Source organism: Microvirga medicaginis (assembly GCF_052658925.1).
This window is the reverse complement of record NZ_JBQWEL010000017.1, coordinates 37,924-59,617: the sequence shown is the minus strand read 5'-3', so window position 1 is coordinate 59,617 and position 21,694 is coordinate 37,924. Positions and strand designations below refer to the sequence as shown.

General features: G+C 62.9%; 17 protein-coding genes. 8 read left to right on the top strand and 9 right to left on the bottom strand.

All coding sequences use genetic code 11. The features are described 5' to 3' along the window. Positions 1-27 precede the first annotated feature (27 nt). Both ACUXUR_RS19450 and ACUXUR_RS19445 read left to right on the top strand, forming a co-directional pair. On the top strand, positions 28-255 hold the full coding sequence (locus ACUXUR_RS19450; RefSeq protein ID WP_445504012.1) for a hypothetical protein: 228 nt from the start codon (positions 28-30) through the stop codon (positions 253-255). Between the two features lie 146 nt (positions 256-401). After that, complete coding sequence (locus ACUXUR_RS19445; RefSeq protein ID WP_445504011.1) at positions 402-1,022, top strand: DUF2155 domain-containing protein; 621 nt, start codon at positions 402-404, stop codon at positions 1,020-1,022. A gap of 6 nt (positions 1,023-1,028) precedes the next feature. On the opposite strand, the gene aat is transcribed toward ACUXUR_RS19445, so the two are convergent. Beyond that, a complete protein-coding gene (aat, locus tag ACUXUR_RS19440) occupies positions 1,029-1,694 on the bottom strand; it encodes a leucyl/phenylalanyl-tRNA--protein transferase (protein WP_445504010.1) in 666 nt (221 codons plus the stop codon). Between the two features lie 164 nt (positions 1,695-1,858). On the opposite strand from aat, the gene ACUXUR_RS19435 reads away from it, so the two are divergent. Next, positions 1,859-2,026 (top strand): hypothetical protein, encoded by a 168-nt coding sequence (locus tag ACUXUR_RS19435; protein WP_445504009.1) that lies wholly within the window; start codon positions 1,859-1,861, stop codon positions 2,024-2,026. A gap of 47 nt (positions 2,027-2,073) precedes the next feature. Here the strand turns inward: ACUXUR_RS19435 and accC are convergent, their stop codons facing one another. The 4 genes from accC to ACUXUR_RS19415 form a co-directional block, all read right to left on the bottom strand. Further along, on the bottom strand, positions 2,074-3,429 hold the full coding sequence (accC, locus tag ACUXUR_RS19430; protein ID WP_445504008.1) for an acetyl-CoA carboxylase biotin carboxylase subunit: 1,356 nt from the start codon (positions 3,427-3,429) through the stop codon (positions 2,074-2,076). A gap of 8 nt (positions 3,430-3,437) precedes the next feature. Continuing rightward, complete coding sequence (gene accB / locus ACUXUR_RS19425) at positions 3,438-3,914, bottom strand: acetyl-CoA carboxylase biotin carboxyl carrier protein (RefSeq protein ID WP_445504007.1); 477 nt, start codon at positions 3,912-3,914, stop codon at positions 3,438-3,440. Positions 3,915-3,940: 26 nt separating this feature from the next. Next, complete coding sequence (gene aroQ, locus ACUXUR_RS19420) at positions 3,941-4,408, bottom strand: type II 3-dehydroquinate dehydratase (RefSeq protein WP_445504006.1); 468 nt, start codon at positions 4,406-4,408, stop codon at positions 3,941-3,943. A 373-nt stretch (positions 4,409-4,781) separates the two neighbouring features. Continuing rightward, positions 4,782-5,561 (bottom strand): DsbA family protein, encoded by a 780-nt coding sequence (locus tag ACUXUR_RS19415; RefSeq protein ID WP_445504005.1) that lies wholly within the window; start codon positions 5,559-5,561, stop codon positions 4,782-4,784. Positions 5,562-5,792: 231 nt separating this feature from the next. Here ACUXUR_RS19415 and ACUXUR_RS19410 point away from each other — a divergent pair, with 231 nt between their 5' ends. After that, positions 5,793-6,971: a pyridoxal phosphate-dependent aminotransferase gene (locus ACUXUR_RS19410; protein ID WP_445504004.1), complete on the top strand. Its 1,179-nt coding sequence runs from the start codon at positions 5,793-5,795 to the stop codon at positions 6,969-6,971. 11 nt (positions 6,972-6,982) lie between these two features. Here ACUXUR_RS19410 and ACUXUR_RS19405 read toward each other — a convergent pair whose 3' ends face one another. Beyond that, a complete protein-coding gene (locus ACUXUR_RS19405; RefSeq protein ID WP_445504003.1) occupies positions 6,983-7,510 on the bottom strand; it encodes a hypothetical protein in 528 nt (175 codons plus the stop codon). Positions 7,511-7,620: 110 nt separating this feature from the next. Further along, positions 7,621-10,296, bottom strand: coding sequence for an Rne/Rng family ribonuclease (locus tag ACUXUR_RS19400; RefSeq protein WP_445504002.1), 2,676 nt, complete (start codon positions 10,294-10,296; stop codon positions 7,621-7,623). Between the two features lie 611 nt (positions 10,297-10,907). Here ACUXUR_RS19400 and ACUXUR_RS19395 point away from each other — a divergent pair. The 3 genes from ACUXUR_RS19395 to prfB all read left to right on the top strand — a co-directional run bounded on the left by ACUXUR_RS19395 (position 10,908) and on the right by prfB (position 16,040). Beyond that, positions 10,908-12,164: an N-acetylmuramoyl-L-alanine amidase gene (locus tag ACUXUR_RS19395; RefSeq protein WP_445504001.1), complete on the top strand. Its 1,257-nt coding sequence runs from the start codon at positions 10,908-10,910 to the stop codon at positions 12,162-12,164. A gap of 147 nt (positions 12,165-12,311) precedes the next feature. Continuing rightward, the gene (locus ACUXUR_RS19390; protein ID WP_445504000.1) at positions 12,312-14,741 is read left to right on the top strand and encodes a penicillin-binding protein 1A; all 2,430 of its coding nucleotides are present in this window, start codon (positions 12,312-12,314) and stop codon (positions 14,739-14,741) included. Positions 14,742-14,911: 170 nt separating this feature from the next. Continuing rightward, positions 14,912-16,040 (top strand): peptide chain release factor 2 gene (gene prfB, locus ACUXUR_RS19385; protein ID WP_445503999.1). Its coding sequence is split into 2 segments (ribosomal slippage): positions 14,912-14,980 and positions 14,982-16,040, totalling 1,128 coding nucleotides; the frame shifts between segments, so codons are not numbered across the junction. Positions 16,041-16,086: 46 nt separating this feature from the next. Here prfB and bcp read toward each other — a convergent pair. Next, a complete protein-coding gene (gene bcp, locus ACUXUR_RS19380; RefSeq protein ID WP_445503998.1) occupies positions 16,087-16,551 on the bottom strand; it encodes a thioredoxin-dependent thiol peroxidase in 465 nt (154 codons plus the stop codon). A gap of 159 nt (positions 16,552-16,710) precedes the next feature. On the opposite strand from bcp, the gene ACUXUR_RS19375 reads away from it, so the two are divergent. Continuing rightward, positions 16,711-20,169 (top strand): hypothetical protein, encoded by a 3,459-nt coding sequence (locus ACUXUR_RS19375; protein ID WP_445503997.1) that lies wholly within the window; start codon positions 16,711-16,713, stop codon positions 20,167-20,169. Positions 20,170-20,414: 245 nt separating this feature from the next. Here the strand turns inward: ACUXUR_RS19375 and tyrS are convergent, their stop codons facing one another. Then, the gene (gene tyrS, locus ACUXUR_RS19370) at positions 20,415-21,677 is read right to left on the bottom strand and encodes a tyrosine--tRNA ligase (RefSeq protein WP_445503996.1); all 1,263 of its coding nucleotides are present in this window, start codon (positions 21,675-21,677) and stop codon (positions 20,415-20,417) included. Positions 21,678-21,694 lie beyond the last annotated feature (17 nt).

Here is a 21,694-nt window from a genome sequence, read left to right as displayed (position 1 = left end):
CGTTCCGGCCTTGCCCCTGATCCTGTCATGCTGAACCGAACGAACTCCCGCGCCTGCGTCGAGTGTGGCCTGCCGTACGGGCATACGGATTTCGCATATCACGCCGGCAAGATCGAGAACGGCCCGTCCTACTGGTCGGATCGCGGATTGCTGTGCTCCGTGACCTGCTCCACTGCTCATTATGAGAAGAGGGAGAAAGAGGGCGCTCCCATGAAGGAGCCTGCGCCGAATCCCCTGGAGCGCGGCTTTCGGTAGGCGCTGCCCTTAAAAGGCGCGGCGTAATGGGCTTTCTGGTCTCGCTTGCCCTTTTTCCATCATGGTTCGCGTGTTATCGCGTTGCCGGAACCCGACAGCGGCCGTGCTCGGCCGCTTAGCCAGCTCACAAGGGGCATGGATCAACAATGAAGTTCGAATGGACGCGGGCAGCTCTGGTGCTCGCATCGCTCATCGGCACAGCGGGCGCAGCCCAGGCGGACAGAATCAAGAATCCGACGGCTGTCTTTTCCGGCCTCGACAAGATCACCGGACGCATCGTGTCGTTCGAGGTGAAAGTCGATGAGACGGTGCAGTTCGGCGCTCTGCAGATGACGCCGCGCGTCTGCTTTACCAAGCCGCAGACCGAGACCCCGAACACCACGTCCTTCGTCGAGGTGGAGGAAACCGGAACGGACGGAGCGCCCCGCAAGGTGTTTTCCGGCTGGATGTTCGCATCGAGCCCCGGCCTGCACGGCATTGAACACCCGGTCTACGATATCTGGCTCGTGGACTGCAAAGGCGGCACTGAGGTGATCGCCGAGCCCAAGGAAGAGGTGGAAGAGCCGCCGCCGATCGAGCCGACCACGCAGCGCACGCCGGCGGCGGAAGCTGCCCGACCCGGCAACATCATCGCGCCAGCAGATTCAGCCCAGCCTCTGCCGCCTGCACCGCCACTCAGCACGGCTCCGCTGCAGCCGCGCCAGCCCGCGCAGCGTTCGATCCGGGATTTCAACCGGAACGCTCCTCTCATCAATACCGACCGTTAAGCGGGTCTAGATCGCGGCGAGAATTTCCTCGCCGCTCACGTTTCGGCCTTTGGGCCAGACATACCAATGGCCCTCGTGGTCCATGGCCGCGCGCAGCATCTGCTTGTAGGTGCGCCGGGGAACCTCGACGGCGCCGAATTGGGCAAGATGCGAGGTGACGAACTGGGTATCGAGAAGCGTGAAGCCGCCGCGCTTCAACCGGGCGACGAGATGCACGAGAGCGACCTTCGAGGCATCGCGCTCGGTATGAAACATGCTCTCGCCGAAAAAAGCGCCTTTCAGGCGCACGCCATAGAGCCCGCCGACGAGGCGACCGTCCCGATAGACCTCGACCGTGTGGCAGAAGCCGGCCTCGAACAATTGCCCGTAGAGATCCCGGATCCGCCGGTTGATCCAGGTCTTCTCCCGATCCGCCGCTGGCGCCGCGCAACCGGCAATGACCGCATCGAAATCCCGGTCCACCCGGACCTCGAATTCATCCGAGCGGATCGTTCGAGCCAGCCGCTTGGGAAGATGAAAGCCGTCGAGGGGAAGGATGCCCCTCTCGCGTGGTTCGACCCAGAAGAGGGAGGGATCGTCAGCATCCTCCGCCATGGGGAAGATGCCGGCTGCATAGGCTTTCAGCAGGATCTCAGGCGTGATGGTGATGGTATCTTCGGAAGACTGGGTCATTCACCAGCATGTCCAATCTTTCGGGCCATGTCAGCACACATAGTACGGCCAGTGCCTAAGGTTAGATCAGGGCGATATAGATTTTGCCGAGAGCTTACAGCTCTTCTTCCGTCTTAAGAAACTTCGTCACGACCACGGACCGCTTTAAAGGCTACGGGTCCTTCGTGCGGGTCAAGATGCTCGACGTTACGGGATGGGAACACCGCGTCGAAGTTGCCGGATTCGATTGTCGCGAGTTCCGGCAGCCTGTCGATGACATCGGCATTCATGCGCTCGTCGATATCGGGCGTGACGTCCTCCCGCTCCGGCGGCGTGAAGGGCAGGGTGGTTGATCCTTGCGCTTCTGGCCGCAGCCGACGTGGAGAAAGCGGAGCACCGGTTACGCTTCTTCCAGTCCGCCTGTCTTCAGGAAATTCTCGAGCCAGTGAATATCGTACTGACCGTTCTGAATGTCCGGATTGCGCACGAGGGTACGGAAGAGCGGCAGCGTCGTATCCACACCGTCCACCACGAACTCGTCCAGCGCCCGGCGCAGGCGCATGAGGCACTCGTTGCGGGTGCGTCCATGCACGATGAGCTTGCCCACGAGGGAATCGTAATGCGGCGGGATGCGGTAGCCTTGGTAGGCCGCCGAATCGACGCGCACGCCGAGGCCGCCCGGTGGGTGGAAGTAGCTGATCGTGCCGGGCGAGGGGCGGAAGGTCGAGGGATGCTCGGCATTCACGCGGCACTCGATGGCATGGCCTTCGATCTTGATGTCTTCCTGCCTGACCGAGAGCGGATGGCCTGCCGCCACGCGGATCTGCTCGTTCACCAGGTCGATGCCGGTGATCATCTCCGTGACCGGGTGCTCCACCTGGATGCGGGTGTTCATCTCGATGAAGTAGAACTCGCCATCCTCGTAGAGGAACTCGATGGTGCCGGCGCCGGCATATTGCAGCTCCTGCATGGCCTTTGCCACGACACCGCCGATGCGCTCGCGCATCTCGACATTGAGAGCCGGCGAGGGGCCTTCCTCCCAGACCTTCTGGTGGCGGCGCTGAAGCGAGCAGTCGCGCTCGCCGAGATGAATCGCGCCGCCCTTGCCGTCGCCGAGAACCTGGATCTCGATGTGGCGGGGCTTCTCGAGATATTTCTCGATGTAGACCGCATCGTCGCCGAAGGCGGCTTTCGCCTCGGTCTTGGCCGTCTGCAGCGCATGGACGAGGTCCGCCTCGTTGCGGGCGACCTTCATGCCGCGCCCGCCGCCGCCGGCGGCAGCCTTGATGATGACCGGATAGCCGATATCGCCTGCGACGCGCTTGGCCTCATCCTCATCGGAGATGCCGCCCTCGGAGCCCGGCACGCAGGGAATGCCGAGGCGCTTGGCGGTGCGTTTCGCCTCGATCTTGTCGCCCATGATGCGGATATGCTCCGCCTTGGGGCCGATGAAGGTGATGCGGTGATGCTCCAGCACCTCAGCGAAGCGGGCGTTCTCGGAGAGGAAACCGTAGCCGGGGTGGATGGCATCCGCGCCGGTGATCTCGCAGGCGGCGATCAGGGCGGGGATGTTGAGATAGCTGTCGCGGGCCGCGGGCGGGCCGATGCAGACGCTCTCGTCGGCGAGGCGCACATGCATGGCGTCCGCGTCCGCGGTGGAATGCACAGCGACGGTGGCGATGCCGAGCTCCTTCGCCGCGCGCAGGATGCGCAGGGCGATCTCGCCTCGGTTGGCAATGAGGATCTTATCGAACATGTCGCGCCTTACTCGATGACGAGGAGGGGTTCGCCGTATTCAACAGGGGTTCCGTCTTCGACATAGATGGCGGTCACGGTGCCAGCGCGCGGGGCGACGATCTCGTTGAAGGTCTTCATGGCCTCGACGAGCAATACCTTGTCGCCGGCCTGGACCTTGGAGCCGATCTCCACGAAGGCCTTCGCATCTGGCGAGGGCTTGCGGTAGGCGGTGCCGACCATCGGGGAGAGCACGGCACCCGGATGGGGAGCGCTGGGCTTGGCAGCGGCAGCAGCGTCAGAAGCCGCTGGGGGCGGGGCCACGACAGGGGCCGGAGCAAGTGCTGCGGGGGCAGCAACCGGAACCGTCACGGCTGCCTGGATCACGCGCGCCACGCGGATGCGAAGGTCGCCCTTCTCCACTTCGATCTCGCTGAGATTCGTATCGGCGATCAGGTTCGCCAGCTCCCGGACGAGATCGGGATCGAAAGGGTTTTCCTTGGCCATGGGGCTCACCTCTTTATTGTGAGGAACTAGTGCTGGGAGGGCTTCTGAAGCCGTGCCCGTTCCACCATGACATGGTGAACCGCTTCGAGGCCGAGCAGATAGCTCATGGGGCCGAAACCGCAGATCACGCCGACTGACACGGGTGCGATGAACGAGCGATGGCGAAAGCCTTCGCGAGCATGAACATTGGAAAGATGGATCTCGACCGTCGGAGCGCCGCTGCCGGCGATGGCATCACGCAGCGCGATCGAGGTGTGGGTGTAAGCGCCGGCATTGATGACGACGCCTGCGCCCTGGGCTCCTGCTTCCTGGATCCAGTCGACCAGCTGTCCTTCGTGGTTGGACTGGCGGAACGTGATCGCTGCCCCCAGGGTCTCAGCCTTGTCTCGTACGAGCTTCTCGATATCCGCCAGCGTGGTGCTGCCGTAAATCTGGGGCTCTCTGCGGCCGAGCAGGTTGATGTTGGGTCCGTTGAGGACGTGGACGTTGATCATCGCAAAAGGAGCGTTCCGTGAAACTCCGTCAGGCGGAGCCGAAACGCCCTCTTAGCCAAAAGGAGGGCATGGGGGAAGGGGAAAACCAAGCCTTTCCAGAACTTGGCGATATTTCCCTAAGGAGAGGAGCGCCGATTTTCGCGGAAGGAGCCTCTTTAAGGGCCTTCGTTCGTCATGGCCGGGCTTGTCCCGGCCATCCACGTTTTGGGAAACACCGCCCTCATTCTGAGGATCAGCCGTGAGGCTGCGTCTCGAAGGAAGATCAAGAGGGCGTTGGAGACGCCTCGCCCTTCGAGACGGATTGCTCTCGCAATCCCCAGGGTGAGGCTGCGGTGGGCACGGGGCCGGTGATGACGTGGTGTAGCGGCTCAGCCTATCCGCAGGTGGCCTTGCCGCAGGAGCGCACGTTGTCGACGACCTGCTTCAGAGGCTCGAGGCCGACCGCTCCCGGGATCACCGTCTCGCCGATTATGAAGGCCGGGGTGCCGGTGAGATTGAGCTTGTCGCCGAGAGCCATGTTCTCCTGCAGGGCGGCGCGCAGCTCGGGACTGTCCATGTCCTTCTGGAGCTTGGCCATGTCGACGCCCATCTCCTTGGCGACGGCCATGGCGCGCTCCCCGCCCACGCGACCGCGGGTTTCCAGAACCTTCACGTGGTAATCGAAGAGCTTCTGGCCCTGCAGCTGGTTCTTCACCGCGAGGGCAACGCGGCTCGCCTCAACGGAATCGGGGCCGAGAACGGGGAAGTCCTTCAGCACGACGCGCAGCTTGGGATCGCTCTTCAGGAGTGTCTGTACGTCGGAGAGAGCCTTTTTGCAGTAGCCGCAATTATAGTCGAAGAACTCGACCAGGGTGACGTCGCCCGACGGATTGCCCGCCACATAGGAATGGGGCGCGTTCAGAAGCGTCTGCTTCGTCTCCTTCACGGCGCTGGCCTGGGCCGTCTGCTGGGCCTCGGCCTGGCGCTTTTCGAGTTCGCTGATGACCTCGGCCAGAACCTCGGGATTCTTGAGCAGGTACTCCCGCACGACCTCGCCGATGGCCTGCTTCTGCTGCTCGTTGAAGACGGCGTTCTGAGCCTGGGCGGCAGGTGCCACGGCAAGAGCACCGAACAGAGCCACGGCCTGGCAGGTTTTGAGAAGCGAGAAGCGCATATCCGATCCTTTGGGGAGTTTCCCGTACAATATCTGGGGTGAGTTAGCGGCTTGGGGAGCGCGGCGTCAAATCACGCCTTCGTTTTGCGAACCCGGCTCGTCATCCCCGGGATTGTTCCGGGGATCCACGTCTTCAACGCGGAAAAGGCGTGGATGGCCGCAGCAAGTGCGGCCATGACGGCTCAAACATGGTTCTTGAGACCGGCTTTCCAAAGGGCTACGAGCCTTCCCATGACAAAATCGATTGCCGATCAGAATCCGCCCCTCATCGCCCGCCGCATGGACCGGGTCGCGTCCTTCCTGGCCATGGATGTGTTGAGCGCCGCTGCGGCGAAAGAAAGGCGAGGGGACAGCGTGATCCATATGGAGGTGGGCCAGCCCTCCGCCGCCGCGCCCCGCGCCGCTCGCGAGGCGGCCAAGGCTGCGCTGAATCTCGGGCGAATCGGCTATACGGAAGCGCTCGGCATCGCTTCCTTGAGAGAGCGGATCGCCAAGCACTACCGGGACACTTACGGCGTCTCCATCGCGCCCGAGCGCGTGGTCGTGACGACGGGCTCCTCGGCCGGTTTCGTGCTGGCTTTTCTGAGCCTTTTCGATGTGGGCCAGCGCGTCGCCATCACGGCGCCGGGCTATCCGGCCTATCGCAACATTCTCGAAGCTCTCGGCATCGAACCCGTCGTCGTTCCGCTCGCTAAGGCCGATGGCTGGATCATGACCGCCAAAGCCATCGAGAAGGCCCATGCGGAAAAGCCGCTCCACGGCATCCTCGCCATGAGCCCCGCGAACCCCTCCGGCACGATGATCGGGCGCAAGGCGCTGGCGGAGCTTGGAGAAACCTGCCGCCGCCTCGGCCTCTGGTTCGTCTCGGACGAAATCTATCACGGTCTGACCTATGGCGAGGCGGCCTCCACGGCGCTTGCCTCGGACGACGATGCAATCGTGATCAACTCGTTCTCGAAGTATTATTGCATGACGGGCTGGCGCATCGGCTGGATCGTAGTGCCCGAGCGACTGGTCCGCCCCATCGAGCGGCTGGCGCAGAATCTCTACATCTCGCCGCCCTATCTCTCGCAGGTAGCGGCGCTCGCGGCTTTCGACGCTATCGAAGAGCTGGAAGCGGTGAAGGCCGGGTACGCGCGCAACCGCGCCTATCTCCTGGAAGAGCTGCCCAAGATCGGTATCGCCGAGATGCACCCGGTGGACGGCGCCTTCTACATCTATGCCGACATCGCCCGCTACACGAACGATTCCATCGGCTTCTGCAAACGCATGCTGGAGGAGACGGGCGTCGCGGCTACCCCCGGCCTCGACTTCGACCCCATCGAAGGCTCGCACTACATGCGCCTGTCCTTCGCGGGTTCGGAGCAGGATTGTCGGGAGACGGTGGAACGGCTGAAGAGATGGCTTTGAGACGTGCTCGTCTATTGAAGTTTGGTCCTGTTCTTTAGTTCATTCCAAACCTTGTACCCTTTCGGAAACAAGGGCAGGCCTGCAAGCACGGCTTCTTCCAATGCCGAAAGATTCGGACTGCCCTTAGACGTGCCAACATCAAAAGGTCCGAGCCAGCCTATCGCGCCTTCATGATTGCCCCAGGGGACGGTGACGAGCGCAATGTCACCGTTGTGCCAGAAAACCTGAATCACGATCACACGTTGCTGCGCGCCTTCTTCTGAGGTCTCGACCCCTTGGTAGGCTAGGCAGCAGATCGAAGCTCCCTCGTCGAAACGTCGAGGAACGAAGTTGCGGGCGTGCTGAATGGCATCGAGATAGTCATCCGTATCGAAGGAGGCGACCTTCGGTTTTTCACCAGGGTGGACTGAGAACAGATCCGGCTCGATTCGGCAGCGGAGCGATAAATCCCAGATCGCCATGGCAAGCGCCAGCCCTGCCACATGCTCGACTATGGAAAGTGGCTCTATGGGGGATTGTTGATGCGCATCGCTGATCATTATGCTGTTCCCCCGTGCTGCTTCTCTGTCTGTCTCGATGCAAGCAGGCGGCGCTCTTCTAAAACGTCATGGCCGGGACGAGCCCGGCCATGACGTTAAGATTGTGGCTTTTACGACCCGCTGAGGACCGACTTGGCCTTGGACCACCAGCCGGCGCGCTTCGGGCGCTCCGGGTCCGGCGGGGTGAGGACCACGGCCACCGGCTCCGGCTCGGGGACCACGGGGCGCGGGGCTTCCGCGGGTTCTTCGGCCGGCTGCGGAGCGGGCTGGGTCTCGATACGCTCTTCCGACGCGGCGGGCTCCGGAGCAGGGGCAGGCTCGCGCACCGGCTCCTCGTCCAGGGTGCTGACGGCCTCGGCCACAGCCTCGGTGGCGGCTACGAAACCTTCCTCCGTGGCAAAGGTCTCGATGGCCTCGTCGCGGCCACGGCCGCGACCACCGCGGCGGCCCCGACGACGGCGACGGCGGCCACGGTCTTCAGCGGTCTCTGAGCCCTCGGCAGCTTCATCCTCTTCGCCAGAGGCCTCGGCTTCTTCGCCTTCGAGTTCTTCACCTTCGCCGGCTTCGGTCTCGGCGCCTTCTTCGCCCTGGGCAGCACCTGCAAAAGCTTCGCGATCACGTCCACGACGGCGGCGGCGACGGCGGCGGCGGCGGCCTTCGCCTTCTTCACCGCGGCCTTCCTCGGAGGCGCGAGCCTCCTCTTCGGCCAGTTCCTCGTCCTCGGCCTCGATCTCGGGCTCGATCTCCTCCACTACGTCCGCGGGAGCGATGGCGTCGATCTGGATGCCGGTGGCGGCCGCCTTGTGCTCGAGGCGCAGCGCAGGCTCGCCGCGGTCGATCACGTAATTGGTCGTGCCGGTGAGTGAGTCGTCCGCGACGATGGAGATCGCCACACCGAAACGTGTCTCTAGGTCGCGCAGGTGAATGCGCTTCTGATTGAGGATGTAGAAGGCTGCCTCCATCCGCGTGCGGACGATGAGGTTGTAGCCTGAATTCTTGATGAGGGTTTCCTCGATCGAGCGCAGCACATGCAGCGCCACGGACGGCGTCGAGCGGACGAAACCGGTGCCGGCGCAGTGCGGGCAGGGGATGGAGGAGGATTCGAGAACGCCCGTGCGGATGCGCTGGCGCGACATCTCCAAAAGCCCGAAGGGCGAGATGCGCCCCACCTGGATACGGGCGCGGTCGTTCTTCAGGCACTCGTTCAGCTTCTTCTCGACTGCGCGGTTGTTGCGCTTCTCTTCCATGTCGATGAAGTCGATGACGACAAGGCCCGCGAGATCGCGCAGGCGAAGCTGGCGGGCGATTTCCTCCGCCGCTTCGAGGTTCGTGCGCAGCGCCGTGTCCTCGATATTGTGCTCGCGGGTGGATCTCCCTGAGTTCACGTCGATGGAAACCAGCGCTTCCGTCGGGTTGATGACGAGATAGCCGCCGGATTTCAGCGTCACGATATTGGAGAACATCGCGTCGAGTTGGGCTTCGACGCCGTATTTCGCAAAGAGCGGCTGCAGGTCGCGGTAGGGCTGGACGATCTTGGCATGGCTCGGCATGAGCATGCGCATGAAGTCCTTGGCCTCGCGATAGCCGTCCTCGCCGGAGACGAGAATGTCGTCGATCTCCTTGTTGTAGAGATCGCGGATGGCGCGCTTGATGAGCGAGCCTTCCTCATAGACCAGCGCGGGAGCCGACGAGTTGAGGGTGAGCTCGCGCACGCTTTCCCAGAGGCGCATCAGATATTCGTAGTCGCGCTTGATTTCCGGCTTGGTGCGCGACGCACCGGCCGTGCGCAGGATGATGCCCATTCCCTCGGGCACCTCCAGCTCCTGGGCGATTTCCTTCAGGCGCTTGCGGTCGGCCGCATTCGTGATCTTGCGCGAGATGCCGCCGCCACGACCCGTGTTGGGCATGAGCACCGAATAGCGGCCGGCGAGGGACAGGTAGGTGGTGAGAGCCGCGCCCTTGTTGCCGCGCTCTTCCTTCACGACCTGAACCAGCAGAATCTGACGGCGCTTGATGACTTCCTGGATCTTGTACTGCTTGCGCGGGACGCGGCGCTGGGGAACGTCCTCCAACGCATCGCCGCCACCGAGCTGCTCGACGTGGTCCTCGTCCTCACCCTCGGCGTTCTCGTCGTCGCCCTCTTCCTCGTCCTCGTCTTCCTCGCCGGAAGTCTCGGCTTCTTGAGCCTCGGAGGCCTCTGCGGTCTCCTGGGACTCAGCCGGAGCTTCCTGGTCCGCGGCAGAGGCCTTCACCTCCTCGGCGCCCTCAGCGGTCTGAACAGGCTCGGCTGGCTCGCCGGAGGCAAGCTCGAAATCACCGCCGGCGGCGATCAGGTCGATGGTCTCTTCGGTGCTCTCCGCAGGGGCCTGAGCCTCGGCGCCTTCTTCCGTAACGGCCTCGGCTTCGGAGGAAACAACCGCGTCGCTTGCCGTGCGGCGCTGGGCGGAGCGGCGGCGGCGGTTGCGGCGGCGCTCTTCCTCGCGCTCTTCTTCGGCCTGCGCCTCGGCTTCGGCCTCGAGCAGAGCCTGACGGTCGGCGACCGGGATCTGGTAATAGTCGGGATGGATTTCGCTGAAGGCGAGGAAGCCGTGGCGGTTTCCACCATATTCGACGAAGGCCGCCTGGAGCGACGGCTCTACGCGGGTCACTTTCGCGAGATAGATGTTCCCGCGCAGTTGCTTCCTGTTAGCGGATTCGAAGTCGAATTCTTCGACCTTCTGACCACGTACCACCACAACCCGGGTTTCTTCCGGGTGGGAGGCATCGATAAGCATCTTGTTTGCCATGTTGAACTCTCGACATGGCGATCGAGGGCAGGACCTGAGGCATTAGCCGCAGTGAAGGCGGGTGGCCACGCCGCAAGAAGAAGCGGCGGGCTGGAATTGCGTTCGGATTGCTGTCGATCGCCATCGTGCGCCGCAGAGGGGCGCATTCTGGGTTGAAACGGGACGGCTTTGAGCCGGATGAGGTGAGGGAAGGGCGAGCGCGAAAAGAAACGCGCGCTTCGAACGGTGCCGGAACGAGAGTCAAAGCTGACTTCGTATTCGCAACCATTCAAGGCGGCCCTTTCTAGGAATCGATGGACCGAACGAGATCCGGCCATCGGCAAAATGCGGCGATCTGTATCGCCCACTGAACCCCTCCGAGCGCCTGTCGAGGGTGACGGGATCCTCAGAGGACTGGTCAACACAACCATCTCCTCTGGTTCGCCGTCAGATTCGGCCATGCCGGACGGGGTCATGATCATTACAGATCGAATGGGGCATTTGGCAAGATGCCGAGGCAATGTGTCGTTAATGCAACAGTATCTCGACAATGAGCGTCCACAGGAGAAGCTTCGTTAACCAAATGCCTTCTAATGAGGTAGGGAAGGAGGCGCGAAACTTCCAGCGGCAGCATGAGAATCAAAGCTTTCATACGCCTGATCTGCGTGGGTCTCCTTGTGAGCCTCGTGGCGACCCTCGTCGCCTCGGGGGCTGGCCCCGCATGGGCTTCGGGAAACGATGCCGGCAAGGCTGCTCCCGTGATCGCGGCAGATGTCTCGGTCGAGGTTGAGGGCGCTAAAACCCGGTTCCGGATTGCTCTCTCCAAGCCCGTGACGGCTCAGGCTTCACTCATGGAGAAGCCGGACCGCCTCATCATCGACCTGCCGGAGGTGGCGTTTCACCTGCCGCCCGAGACCGGACGCCAGAAGGCGGGACTGATTTCCTCCTATCGCTACGGCCTTTTCGCTCCCGGCCGCTCCCGGGTCGTGATGGAGCTCTCCCAGCCGGCCATCGTCTCCGGCATGACCGTTGACGCGAATGCCGCCGGCGGCACGGCGCTTCTGACCATCGAGCTGACCCGTACTGAGCGCGTTGATTTCCATCGCGCGGCGGTTGACACTGCGGCTAAGGCAGCCGAGGTCACCGCGCAAGAGCCTGCTCCGCTCACCAAGGATGCCCGTCCGGTCATCGTGATCGATCCCGGCCATGGGGGCATTGACCCCGGTGCCAATTCCGTGGGGGGCGTGTTCGAGAAGGACCTCGTCCTTTCCTTTGCCCAGAAGCTGCAGAAGGCATTGGAAGCGAGCGGGCGCTACAAGGTTCTGATGACCCGCGACAAGGACGTGTTCATCTCCCTCGGAGACCGCGTCCGCGCCGCCCGCAATGCTCAGGCCGATCTCTTCATCTCCATCCACGCGGATTCGATCTCCGGAGGCCAGGAGGTGCGAGGGCTGACCGTCTATACAGGGGCGGAGAGGGCGTCCGACGCCGACTCGGCCCGGCTCGCCGAGCGGGAAAACAAGGCCGACGCGGTCGCGGGCATTGAAAGCACCGAAATTCCGGATGACGTGTCGGATATTCTGGTGGAGCTGACCTTACGTGAGACGCGCAATTTCTCCCATGGCTTCGCCACCCGTCTGGTCGGCGCGTTCGATTCGATCGCCCGTCTGAACAAGAACCCGCACCGTCAGGCCCGCTTCCAGGTGCTGCGGGCCCATGACGTGCCCTCCGTCCTGGTGGAGCTGGGCTATCTTTCGAGCAAGCAGGATCTCGATCTGCTCATGTCCGAGGAGTGGCGCGGCAAAATGGTCTCCGCCATGAGTGCGGCGGTGGATCGCTTTTTTGCACCACGCTTCGCTCGGCAGGGTGCTGCCGCAGTTTTACCATAGATAGAGTGTGGATACCCGTAGCGGGGGCGCGATTCCTCGGTTAACAGAGCGGGGCAGATTTGAGCGCCGTTCCTGTTCCGATGGGAAACGGCGTTCGAGATTTGCATAAACGGGTGCTTCCAAGCGCCGACAACGGAATATCTTCGGATGCGTTTTGTCCTACGATTCTTCGGGTTCCTGTTCAGCATCGGGGCGATCTTCTTTCTGATCGGCGCCGTCGGGCTGGCCTATGGATTCTGGTTCTACTCCAAGGACCTGCCGGATCACGCGCAGCTCGCCAATTACGAGCCGCCGGTGATGACCCGCGTCCACGCCTCGGACGGCAGCCTGATCGCGGAATATGCCCGCGAGCGCCGCCTCTACGTGCCGATCCAGGCCATGCCGAAGCTGGTGAAGGCCGCCTTCCTGTCCGCCGAGGACAAGAACTTCTACAAGCACCCGGGCATCGACCCCGAGGGCGTCATTCGCGCGATCCTGGTCAACGTCAAGTCGGGCGGCAAGCGCGAGCAGGGCGCGTCCACCATCACCCAGCAGGTGGCCAAGAACTTCCTCGTCGGCAACGAGAGGAGCTACGAGCGCAAGATCCGCGAAGCGCTCATTGCCCTTCGCATGGAATCGACCTTCTCGAAGGACAAGATCCTCGAACTCTATCTCAACGAGATCTATCTCGGTCTCGGCAATTACGGCGTCGCCGCCTCGGCGCTGAACTATTTCGGCAAGTCGCTCCACGAGCTCGATATTGCCGAGGTGGCGTATCTGGCTGCTCTTCCGAAGGCGCCGAACAACTATCATCCGTTCCGCCAGCGCCAAGCCGCCATCGAGCGCCGCAACTGGGTGATCGGCCGCATGGCCGAGAACGGCTACATCACGCCGGAGCAGGCGGAAGCGGCCAAGAAACAGCCGCTCAACGTCACGCCGCGCGTCGTGTCGCCCAACAGCATCGCCTCAGGCTACTTCGCCGAGGGCGTGCGTCGCGATATTGCCGAGCGTTACGGTGAAGAGAAGCTCTACGAAGGCGGTCTCCTGATCCGTGCGACCCTCGACCCCAAGATGCAGGCCATGGCCCGTAAGGCCCTGGTCGACGGTCTTGTGCGCTTCGACGAGGCGCGCGGCTGGCGCGGTGCACAGCAAAAGCTCGACTTGGCAGGCCGTGAATGGGGCCAGGCACTGGCCGAGGTCCAGTCCATGGGCGACGTGCAGCCCTGGCGTCTGGCCGTGGTGCTCGACGTTGCCAGCGGACGTGCCCGCATCGGCCTGCAGCCGAAGAAGGAATCCTCAGGGCAGCTGTCTCGTGACCGCGAGACCGGCTTCGTGACCGCCGACGGTGTGAAGTGGACGCGCCGCGCCGTTGAGAAGGCGCTTGCTGTCGGCGACGTGGTCTATGTGGAGCCCATCGATGGCAAGCAGGGCCAGTACCGTCTGCGCCAGGTGCCTGAAATTTCCGGCGCCATCGTCGCCATGGATCCCCAGACGGGCCGCGTCCATGCGATGGTCGGCGGCTTCTCCTTCGATCAGAGCGAGTTCAACCGCGCGACGCAGGCGATGCGCCAGCCGGGTTCCTCATTCAAGCCGATCGTCTATGCGACGGCTCTCGACAACGGCTATACGCCTTCGTCCCAGATCATGGACTCGCCCTTCGTGCTCGACATGGGCCCGGGACAGGCGGCCTGGGCGCCGTCGAACTACGACGGCAAGTCTGCGGGCCTGCGCACGCTTCGCTACGGCGTCGAGCACTCGAAGAACCTGATGACGGTGCGCTTGGCCAACGAGATCGGCATGCCGGTCGTCACCGAATATGCGCGCCGCTTCGGCGTCTATGACGACATGCTGCCGCTGCTCTCCATGTCGCTCGGCGCTGGCGAGACCACGGTCATGCGCATGACGGCGGCCTATTCCATGTTCGTGAACGGCGGCCGCCGGATCAAGCCGACGCTGATCGACCAGATTCAGGATCGCAACGGCCGCACGATCTATCGCCACGACGATCGCAAATGCGCCACCTGCGACGCGGAGAAATGGGACGGCAGCGCCGCGCCCAAGCTCACCGATAATCGCGAGCAGGTGCTCGACCCTCTGACCGCCTATCAGATGACCTCGATCCTCGAAGGCGTGGTGCAGCGCGGCACCGCCCAGTCGGTCAAGGCCGTCGGCAAGCCGCTCGCCGGCAAGACCGGCACCACCAACGACGCGAAGGACGTATGGTTCGTGGGCTTCTCGCCCGACCTCGCTGTCGGCGTGTTCCTCGGCTATGACCAGCCGAAGTCCCTCGGCAATGCGGCGACCGCCGGCCAATATGCTGCGCCCGTGTTCCGTGACTTCATGCAGATGGCCCTGAAGGACAAGCCTGCGACGCCGTTCCGCGTGCCCCCGGGCATCAAGCTGATCCGGGTCAGCGCTGCCACCGGCACCCGCGCCGGAGGCGAGGGCGCCGGCACGATCCTGGAGGCCTTCAAGCCCGGCCAGTCGCCGCCGGAATACTATGCTCCTCCGGAGGAGGAAGCGGTGCCGCAGGCCGAGTACTCGCCGGCTCCTCCACCACAGCGGGCGGTGGGAGCAAATCCGGGCGGATTGTATTGATCCGTCTTCCTCACCATATGAAGTGCGCTTCCTGACAAGCACGAGAACGCATGAGCACTGCAGACGCGAAGGTGACTGCAGTGCTCGGCAGTTTGCGGGAAGGCTTCTTTACACCGTGGGGCAGTCCCCTTAAGACGCCCTCGAACTCAAGGCACAGACAGCAAGACAAAATGCGCGCCGAAATCGAACACCTCGTAGAAGAGACCAAGCAGTCAGTCGGGCTGCTGAGGAGGCATCTTTGACTGGGAGAATGCCCAGCGCCGCCTCGCCGAACTGAACGCCCAAGCCGAAGACCCGAACCTCTGGAACGATGCGGAGGCCGCGCAGAAGATCATGCGCGAACGCACTTCGCTGGAGGATCAGATTTCCGCCATCAAGCGCATGGAGCAGGAGCTTGATGACGCGGTCACGCTGATCGAACTCGGCGAGATGGAAGGCGACGAAGGCACCATCAAGGAAGGCGAGGAGACGATCCGCGCTCTTCAGGAAGAGGCTGCACGCCGTCAGGTGGAAACCCTGCTCTCGGGCGAGGCCGACGCCAACGATACCTATCTCGAAGTGCACTCGGGTGCCGGTGGCACGGAAAGTCAGGACTGGGCCTCCATGCTCCAGCGCATGTATGCCCGCTGGGCCGAGCGCCGGAAGTTCAAGGTCGAGCTCCTCGAAATCACCGATGGTGAAGAAGCCGGCATCAAGAGCGCCACGCTTCTGATCAAGGGCCACAACGCCTATGGCTGGCTCAAGACCGAGTCGGGCGTGCACCGTCTGGTGCGCATCTCCCCCTACGACTCGAACGCGCGCCGCCATACGAGCTTTGCCTCGGTGTGGGTCTATCCGGTCGTGGATGACCGCATCAACATCGAGATCAAGGAATCCGACTGCCGTATTGATACGTTCCGCTCCTCGGGTGCGGGCGGCCAGCACGTGAACACCACGGACTCGGCGGTGCGCATCACGCACATCCCGAGCGGCATCGTCGTGGCGTGTCAGCAGGAGCGTTCGCAGCACAAGAACCGCGCGACCGCCTGGAACATGCTGCGTGCGCGCCTTTACGAGGCCGAGCTGAAGAAGCGCGAGGAAAAGGCGAATGCTGAAGCTGCCGCCAAGACCGATATCGGCTGGGGCCATCAGATCCGCTCCTATGTGCTGCAGCCCTATCAGCTGGTGAAGGACCTGCGCACGGGCACTCAGTCCCAGAGCCCGCAGGACGTGCTCGACGGCGACCTCGACCCGTTCATGGAGGCCTCGCTCGCCCAGCGCGTCTATGGCGGCGGCGAAGAGGTCGAGGATATCGACTAAGAACTAAGGGCCGCTTCATCGAAGCGGCCTTTCATTTTGCTCTGGTTCAGAGAGTCCTGGCTGTCGCCAGAACTTCCTCCGCGTGGCCGGGCACCTTCACCTTGTTCCAGACCTTGGCGATTGTGCCGTCGCGGTCGATGAGCACCGTAGTACGCTCTACGCCCATATACTTACGGCCATACATGCTCTTCTCGACCCAAACGCCATAGGCCTCCAGCATGTTCTTTTCCTCATCGGAGGCGAGGGGGAATTCGAGGTCGTATTTGGTGCGGAACTTGTCGTGGCTCTTCACGGGATCGGGTGAGACACCGATGACCTCGGTGTCGGCGGCCTCGAACTCCTTGCGAAGGGCCTGGAAGTTCTGAGCCTCCAGAGTGCAGCCGCTCGTATCGTCCTTCGGGTAGAAATACAGCACCACCTTCTTGCCTTTGAGGCTCTCCAGGGAGATGTCCTTCCCTCCAGTAGCGGGCAAGGAGAAAGCGGGGGCTTGGGTTCCGGGTGTCAGTGCCATCGTTCGCCTTCCTTTTGGCGGATTGTCCTGATTGGAAGCCTCTTGGTGTGCACGACGGAGAAGAGGCGGTCGCGGGAGGCTGCCGGGACAGATAAGGTCCCTCAGTGATTCCTTCGCTGCCGCAGAAGCGCAAGAACCGAGTTGCCCGACATCACAAGAATGAAGTCACCGTTCCGTACCACGTTGTCCCGGCGAGAACCGGCCAAGAAGAGCCTTTGGCGCCGGGTGCTCCGCGGTACGCTCTACGTGAAGCTTGGGCTGATCGCTTTTCTCATTGTTGTTGCGGGGCTTTTTTACCTGCGCCTCTCCGTGGGACCCATGACCTTCGGACGCCTGCCCGAGCGCGTTGCCGAGGCCTTGGCCGCCCGCATTGGCCCCGGCTGGGCCGTGACGCTGCGCAACACGGCCATCGAGCTGCATGAAGGGACACCGGCCCTGCGGGCGAACGGCCTCGATATCCGAGCTCCTGGCGGAGGACTCGTTGTTCGGGCTCCGTATGCCCTTGTCAGTGTCGACTTCCTGTCGCTGCTCACAGCCAATCTGCAGCCCAAAGCCATCGAGGTGCGGGACCTGCAATTGCGGATTCTGGTCAACCGGGATGGTTCGCTGACCTTCTCGCCCGTGCAGACGACGGAAGAAGTGCATGCTGCGTTTGATGCGACAGCCGAACCCACTCCTTCCAAGGAAGCCGCTGCCGCCTTGGCGGCGAGCACCGATGGTCCGTCTCAGGTGTCGGGCACCGTAGGCTCTCTTTTCGAATTGGTCGTCGGCCCGGGAAGCGTCCTCAACTCTCTTGGACGCGCACAACTGACCAATGCTCAGCTCGTCTTCATCGATGCGGATCGTCGCGAACGGGCCAGATTCAAACGTGTCGACGCCACTTTCGACTGGTCGGTGGATGGTGGACGTCATTTCGCGGCGACCGTCGAAGGTCCTCAGGGACCCTGGCAGCTCAACGGCGATGCGAAGGCCGAGAGCAGCACGGCCTACCGCGCGGCAGTCGTCGCCGATTCCGCGCCGATCCAGGACATCCTGCTGCTCAGCGGGTTGTCAGGCCTTCCGGCTGCGACCGATCTCGAGTTCTCGGGGCGCTTCGACGTGGCCTATGCGGATGGCCGCGTGACGGAATTGAAGACCCGTCTCGACAGCAACAAGGGCATGATCCAGATCGAGGACAAGGATACCTCGGCTCTGCCGGTCGAGCGCGCCACGATCGTGGCCGATTGGGACGAAGCCAAGAAGACCCTCAACCTGCCGATTCTTGAGCTCAAAGGCGGCGAGACGCGCGTCAAGCTCCAAGGCGCGCTGTCGACGCCGACGGCGAATGCTCCCTGGCGCCTGCTCTTGAGCGGCAAGGATCTCGTCTGGTCGGGTGCGGCTCCCGGCGATGCCCCGCTCCAGGTTTCGCAGTTCGACGCCAACCTCTCCGGTCCCAATGGCGTCATGATCAACAGCATCAAGCTGCGCGGGCCCGACCTCACCACGGATATCAGCGGCGCCCTTGCGGATTCGGCCGATCCGAAGGGGCTGAAATTCGATGTGACGGCCACGCAGACTAATGTCCGATCCGCGCTGCGCGTCTGGCCGGAGGCCGTGGCTCCTCCAGTTCGGCGCTTCCTGGTGGCGAACCTCAAGAGCGGCACCCTTGAGAGATTCAAGCTCAAGGTAGCGATGACGGGGGGCGATGTGGAAAAGTCCATGTCCGGCGGACCCATCCCCGACGACTCCGTGAAGATCGATTTCCAGATCTCTCAGGGCACCCTTCAGGCTGCCGAGGGGTTGCCGCCGATCTCGAAGATGGATGTGACCGGGCAGGTGACCGGTACGAAGGTTGCCTTACGCGCTCCGACGGGGCGTATCGATATGGCCGGTAATTACAGCCTGAATGCCTCCGAAGGCTCTTTCGCTCTCGACAATTACTGGGACGACAATGCGGTTGCGCGCATCGACTTCCGCCTCATGGGCTCGGCGGATGGTGTCGGCGCCATGCTCCAGCAGCCTGTCGTCAAGGAGATCGCGGGGTTCCAGGTCGATCCCGCCACGATGAAGGGCAAGGCTGACCTGCGGGTTGGGATTGGGCTCGCCGTCAACAATATTCCCGCGATTGCCGATCTTCCGCTGAAGATCGCGGGAACGCTGAACGATCTCACTCTCGACAAGCTGTTCGGCAAGGAAAAGCTCGAAGGGGCCAACCTGACGATCGCCTACGACAAGGGGGACCTGTCGATCAAAGGCGACGGCAAGATGGGTGGCGGTCCGGCCAATATCGACGTGCAGAAGAACCGCCAGGGCGGCCAGGCGAATGTCTCCTTCGTTCTCGACGAGGCCGCGCGCAGCAAGCGAGGGCTCTCCTTCGGCTCGCAGTTGACGGGCAGTGTCGCGCTCAAGGTGGGCCTGCCTCTGGGCAAGCCCGACGCGCCCGATATGCTGATTGAGGCAGACTTCGCCAAAGCTGGTGTGGATCAGCTCATCCCCGGCTGGGTCAAGCCTGCAGGTCGGCCCGGCAAGCTGACCTTCGCGATGGTCGAGGGGACCGAAAATGAGATCCGCGATTTGCAACTCGACAGCGGAACGGTGCAGTTGCGCGGTACCGCGACTCTGTCGAAGGACGGAGAGATTGAGAAGGCGGATCTGCCCACCTTCAAGCTCTCGCCCGGCGACGATATGCGGGTGCAGATCGAGCAATCCGGGGGCATCTATAAGGTGAATGTGCGCGGCAATGTGGGCGATGCGCGCCCCTTTCTGAAAGGTTTCGGCTCGCAATCCTCGTCTCGTAGCGGAAACGCGCAGAAGGATTCCAAGGATGTCGACATCGACCTCGCGCTCAACATCCTCACCGGCTACAACGACGAGGCGATCACCAACGCCACGATCAAGGCGTCCGTGCGCAAGGACACCCTGCGCCAGCTCGATATGAAAGGCCGGCTCGGCTCCTCGAACATTGCCGCCCGCACGGATCCCCAGGGGAGGAGCGGCTCTGTCCTCATCATTCAGGCGGAGGATGCGGGGGCGCTCCTGCGCTTTACCGATGTGTACAAGCGCATGGCCGGGGGCGATCTCATCATCAACATGGCGACGGGCGAGGGGGCTCAGCCCGGGCTTCTGCTGCTGCGTTCCTTCACCCTGGTCAACGAGCCGGCCCTGCGCCGGATCATCCCGACCCAGACGCAAGTGATTGCCGGACAGGACAAAGCCGGCAATCCGCAATCCGTCCGGGTGGACGTCAACGAGGCGACCTTCGCCAGGGCAAGGGTCGACTTCACGCGGACGGCCGGCCGCATCGATTTCAGGGATGCCGCCATCTACGGCAATCAGATCGGCTTCACCCTCGGCGGTTTCATCGATTACGGCCGGGATCGCATGGATATCTCGGGCACCTTCGTGCCGGCTTATGGGCTGAACAACGCCTTTGCCAAGGTGCCGCTCTTCGGGCCTCTGCTCGGCGGCGGTCAGTATGAGGGATTATTTGCGGTCAACTTCCGCGCCATGGGTTCCACAAGCGCTCCGACGCTGACGGTCAATCCGCTTTCGGCGGTAGCGCCGGGCTTCCTGCGCAAGCTCTTCGGTGTGGGAACGGAGTCGCAGGGCGATGCACCGCCTGCGACCCCGGAGCGATAGAGCATCGGACGTAAAAAGTGGACTTGCACTTTTGGGATCCATCCGATGCTCACGCTTTATGCTGGCGCATCGTTGACTGCGGAAAACCGGGTCCACTTTTCGCTGATGCGGCCCTTCGGGTCACTGACGTGGCCCTTCGGGTCCGCACGATGCGCTAGAACCCAAGAATCCTCAACCAGATCCAAAGCGTCGCTCCGAGGTGGATCGCGTAAGCAATCCGTCTCGACGGGCGAGAGCTGGGCTTTTTAGATGGCCCGCAGAAGAACGTGCTTCTTCTTGCCGAAGGACAGCTTGATCACGCCTTCGCTCGTGAGGTCCGACAGATTGAGCGTGGCGCGCTCGTCGGAAACCGTCTGGTCGTTCACCTTCAGGCCGCCGCTCTTGACCTGACGGCGGGCCTCGCTCGATGACGGTACGAGCTTCGCATAATCCGGGCCAAAGGCGGTCAGCACGCCGAGGCCTTCCTTCAGGATGCCGGAAGCGACTTCGATGGTCGGCAGGCTCTCCGCCAGCGCACCCTGCTCGAAGGTCTTCTGCGCTGTCTCTGCGGCCAGTTCCGCGGCCTCGCGACCATGGAGGAGGGCGGTGGCCTCGGTGGCCAGCACCTTCTTCGCCTCGTTGATCTCGGCGCCCTGCAGAGCCGAGAGCTTGGCAATCTCGTCCATCGGCAGAATCGTGAACAGCTTGAGGAAGCGCGGAACGTCCGCATCCTCAGTGTTGCGCCAGAACTGCCAGTAATCGTAGGGACTGAGCATATCCGCATTGAGCCAGACCGCGCCGGAGGCGGTCTTGCCCATCTTGGCGCCAGAGGCCGTGGTCAGCAGCGGGCAGGTGACGGCGTAGAGCTGCGGCGTGCCGAGGCGGCGGCCGAGATCGATGCCGTTGACGATGTTGCCCCACTGATCCGAGCCGCCCATCTGCAGCACGCAGCCGTAGCGCTTGTTGAGCTCCACGAAGTCGTAGGCCTGGAGGATCATGTAGTTGAATTCCAGGAACGACAGTTCGTGTTCGCGCTCGAGGCGCAGCTTCACGCTGTCGAAGGACAGCATGCGATTGACCGAGAAGTGGCGGCCCACATCGCGCAGGAACTCGATGTAGTTGAGCTTGGTGAGCCACTCGGCGTTGTCGACCATCGTCGCGTCGGTCTTAGCCTCGCCGAAGCGGATGAAGCGCGAGAAGACGGTCTTGATGCTCTCCTTGTTGGCCTCGATCTGCTCGACGGTCAGGAGCTTGCGGCTCTCGTCCTTGCCGGACGGATCGCCCACACGGGTCGTGCCGCCGCCCATGAGGGTAATCGGCTTGCCGGCTCCCGTCTTCTGGAGCCAGTGCAGCATCATGATCGAGAGCAGGTGGCCCACATGGAGCGACGGGCCCGTGCAATCATAGCCCACATAGGTCGTCAGGCGATTTTCCAGAGCAGCCGCATCCACTCCCTCGAAATCGGAGGTCTGGTGAATGAAGCCTCGCTCGGTGAGGACCTTCAGGAATTCGGATCGGGGCGCAGTCATCACGGCACTCGTTGAGA

Excerpts from the sequence above, each read along its gene's own strand:
- ACUXUR_RS19445 (WP_445504011.1), top strand. The coding sequence starts at position 402 with ATGAAGTTCGAATGGACGCGGGCAGCTCTGGTGCTCGCATCGCTCATC.
- accB (WP_445504007.1), bottom strand. The coding sequence starts at position 3,914 with ATGGCCAAGGAAAACCCTTTCGATCCCGATCTCGTCCGGGAGCTGGCG.
- aroQ (WP_445504006.1), bottom strand. The coding sequence starts at position 4,408 with ATGATCAACGTCCACGTCCTCAACGGACCCAACATCAACCTGCTCGGC.
- accC (WP_445504008.1), bottom strand. The coding sequence starts at position 3,429 with ATGTTCGATAAGATCCTCATTGCCAACCGAGGCGAGATCGCCCTGCGC.
- ACUXUR_RS19410 (WP_445504004.1), top strand. The coding sequence starts at position 5,793 with ATGACAAAATCGATTGCCGATCAGAATCCGCCCCTCATCGCCCGCCGC.
- tyrS (WP_445503996.1), bottom strand. The coding sequence starts at position 21,677 with ATGACTGCGCCCCGATCCGAATTCCTGAAGGTCCTCACCGAGCGAGGC.
- aat (WP_445504010.1), bottom strand. The coding sequence starts at position 1,694 with ATGACCCAGTCTTCCGAAGATACCATCACCATCACGCCTGAGATCCTG.
- ACUXUR_RS19375 (WP_445503997.1), top strand. The coding sequence starts at position 16,711 with ATGAAGTCACCGTTCCGTACCACGTTGTCCCGGCGAGAACCGGCCAAG.
- bcp (WP_445503998.1), bottom strand. The coding sequence starts at position 16,551 with ATGGCACTGACACCCGGAACCCAAGCCCCCGCTTTCTCCTTGCCCGCT.
- ACUXUR_RS19390 (WP_445504000.1), top strand. The coding sequence starts at position 12,312 with ATGCGTTTTGTCCTACGATTCTTCGGGTTCCTGTTCAGCATCGGGGCG.
- ACUXUR_RS19405 (WP_445504003.1), bottom strand. The coding sequence starts at position 7,510 with ATGATCAGCGATGCGCATCAACAATCCCCCATAGAGCCACTTTCCATA.
- ACUXUR_RS19400 (WP_445504002.1), bottom strand. The coding sequence starts at position 10,296 with ATGGCAAACAAGATGCTTATCGATGCCTCCCACCCGGAAGAAACCCGG.
- ACUXUR_RS19415 (WP_445504005.1), bottom strand. The coding sequence starts at position 5,561 with ATGCGCTTCTCGCTTCTCAAAACCTGCCAGGCCGTGGCTCTGTTCGGT.
- ACUXUR_RS19450 (WP_445504012.1), top strand. The coding sequence starts at position 28 with ATGCTGAACCGAACGAACTCCCGCGCCTGCGTCGAGTGTGGCCTGCCG.
- ACUXUR_RS19395 (WP_445504001.1), top strand. The coding sequence starts at position 10,908 with ATGAGAATCAAAGCTTTCATACGCCTGATCTGCGTGGGTCTCCTTGTG.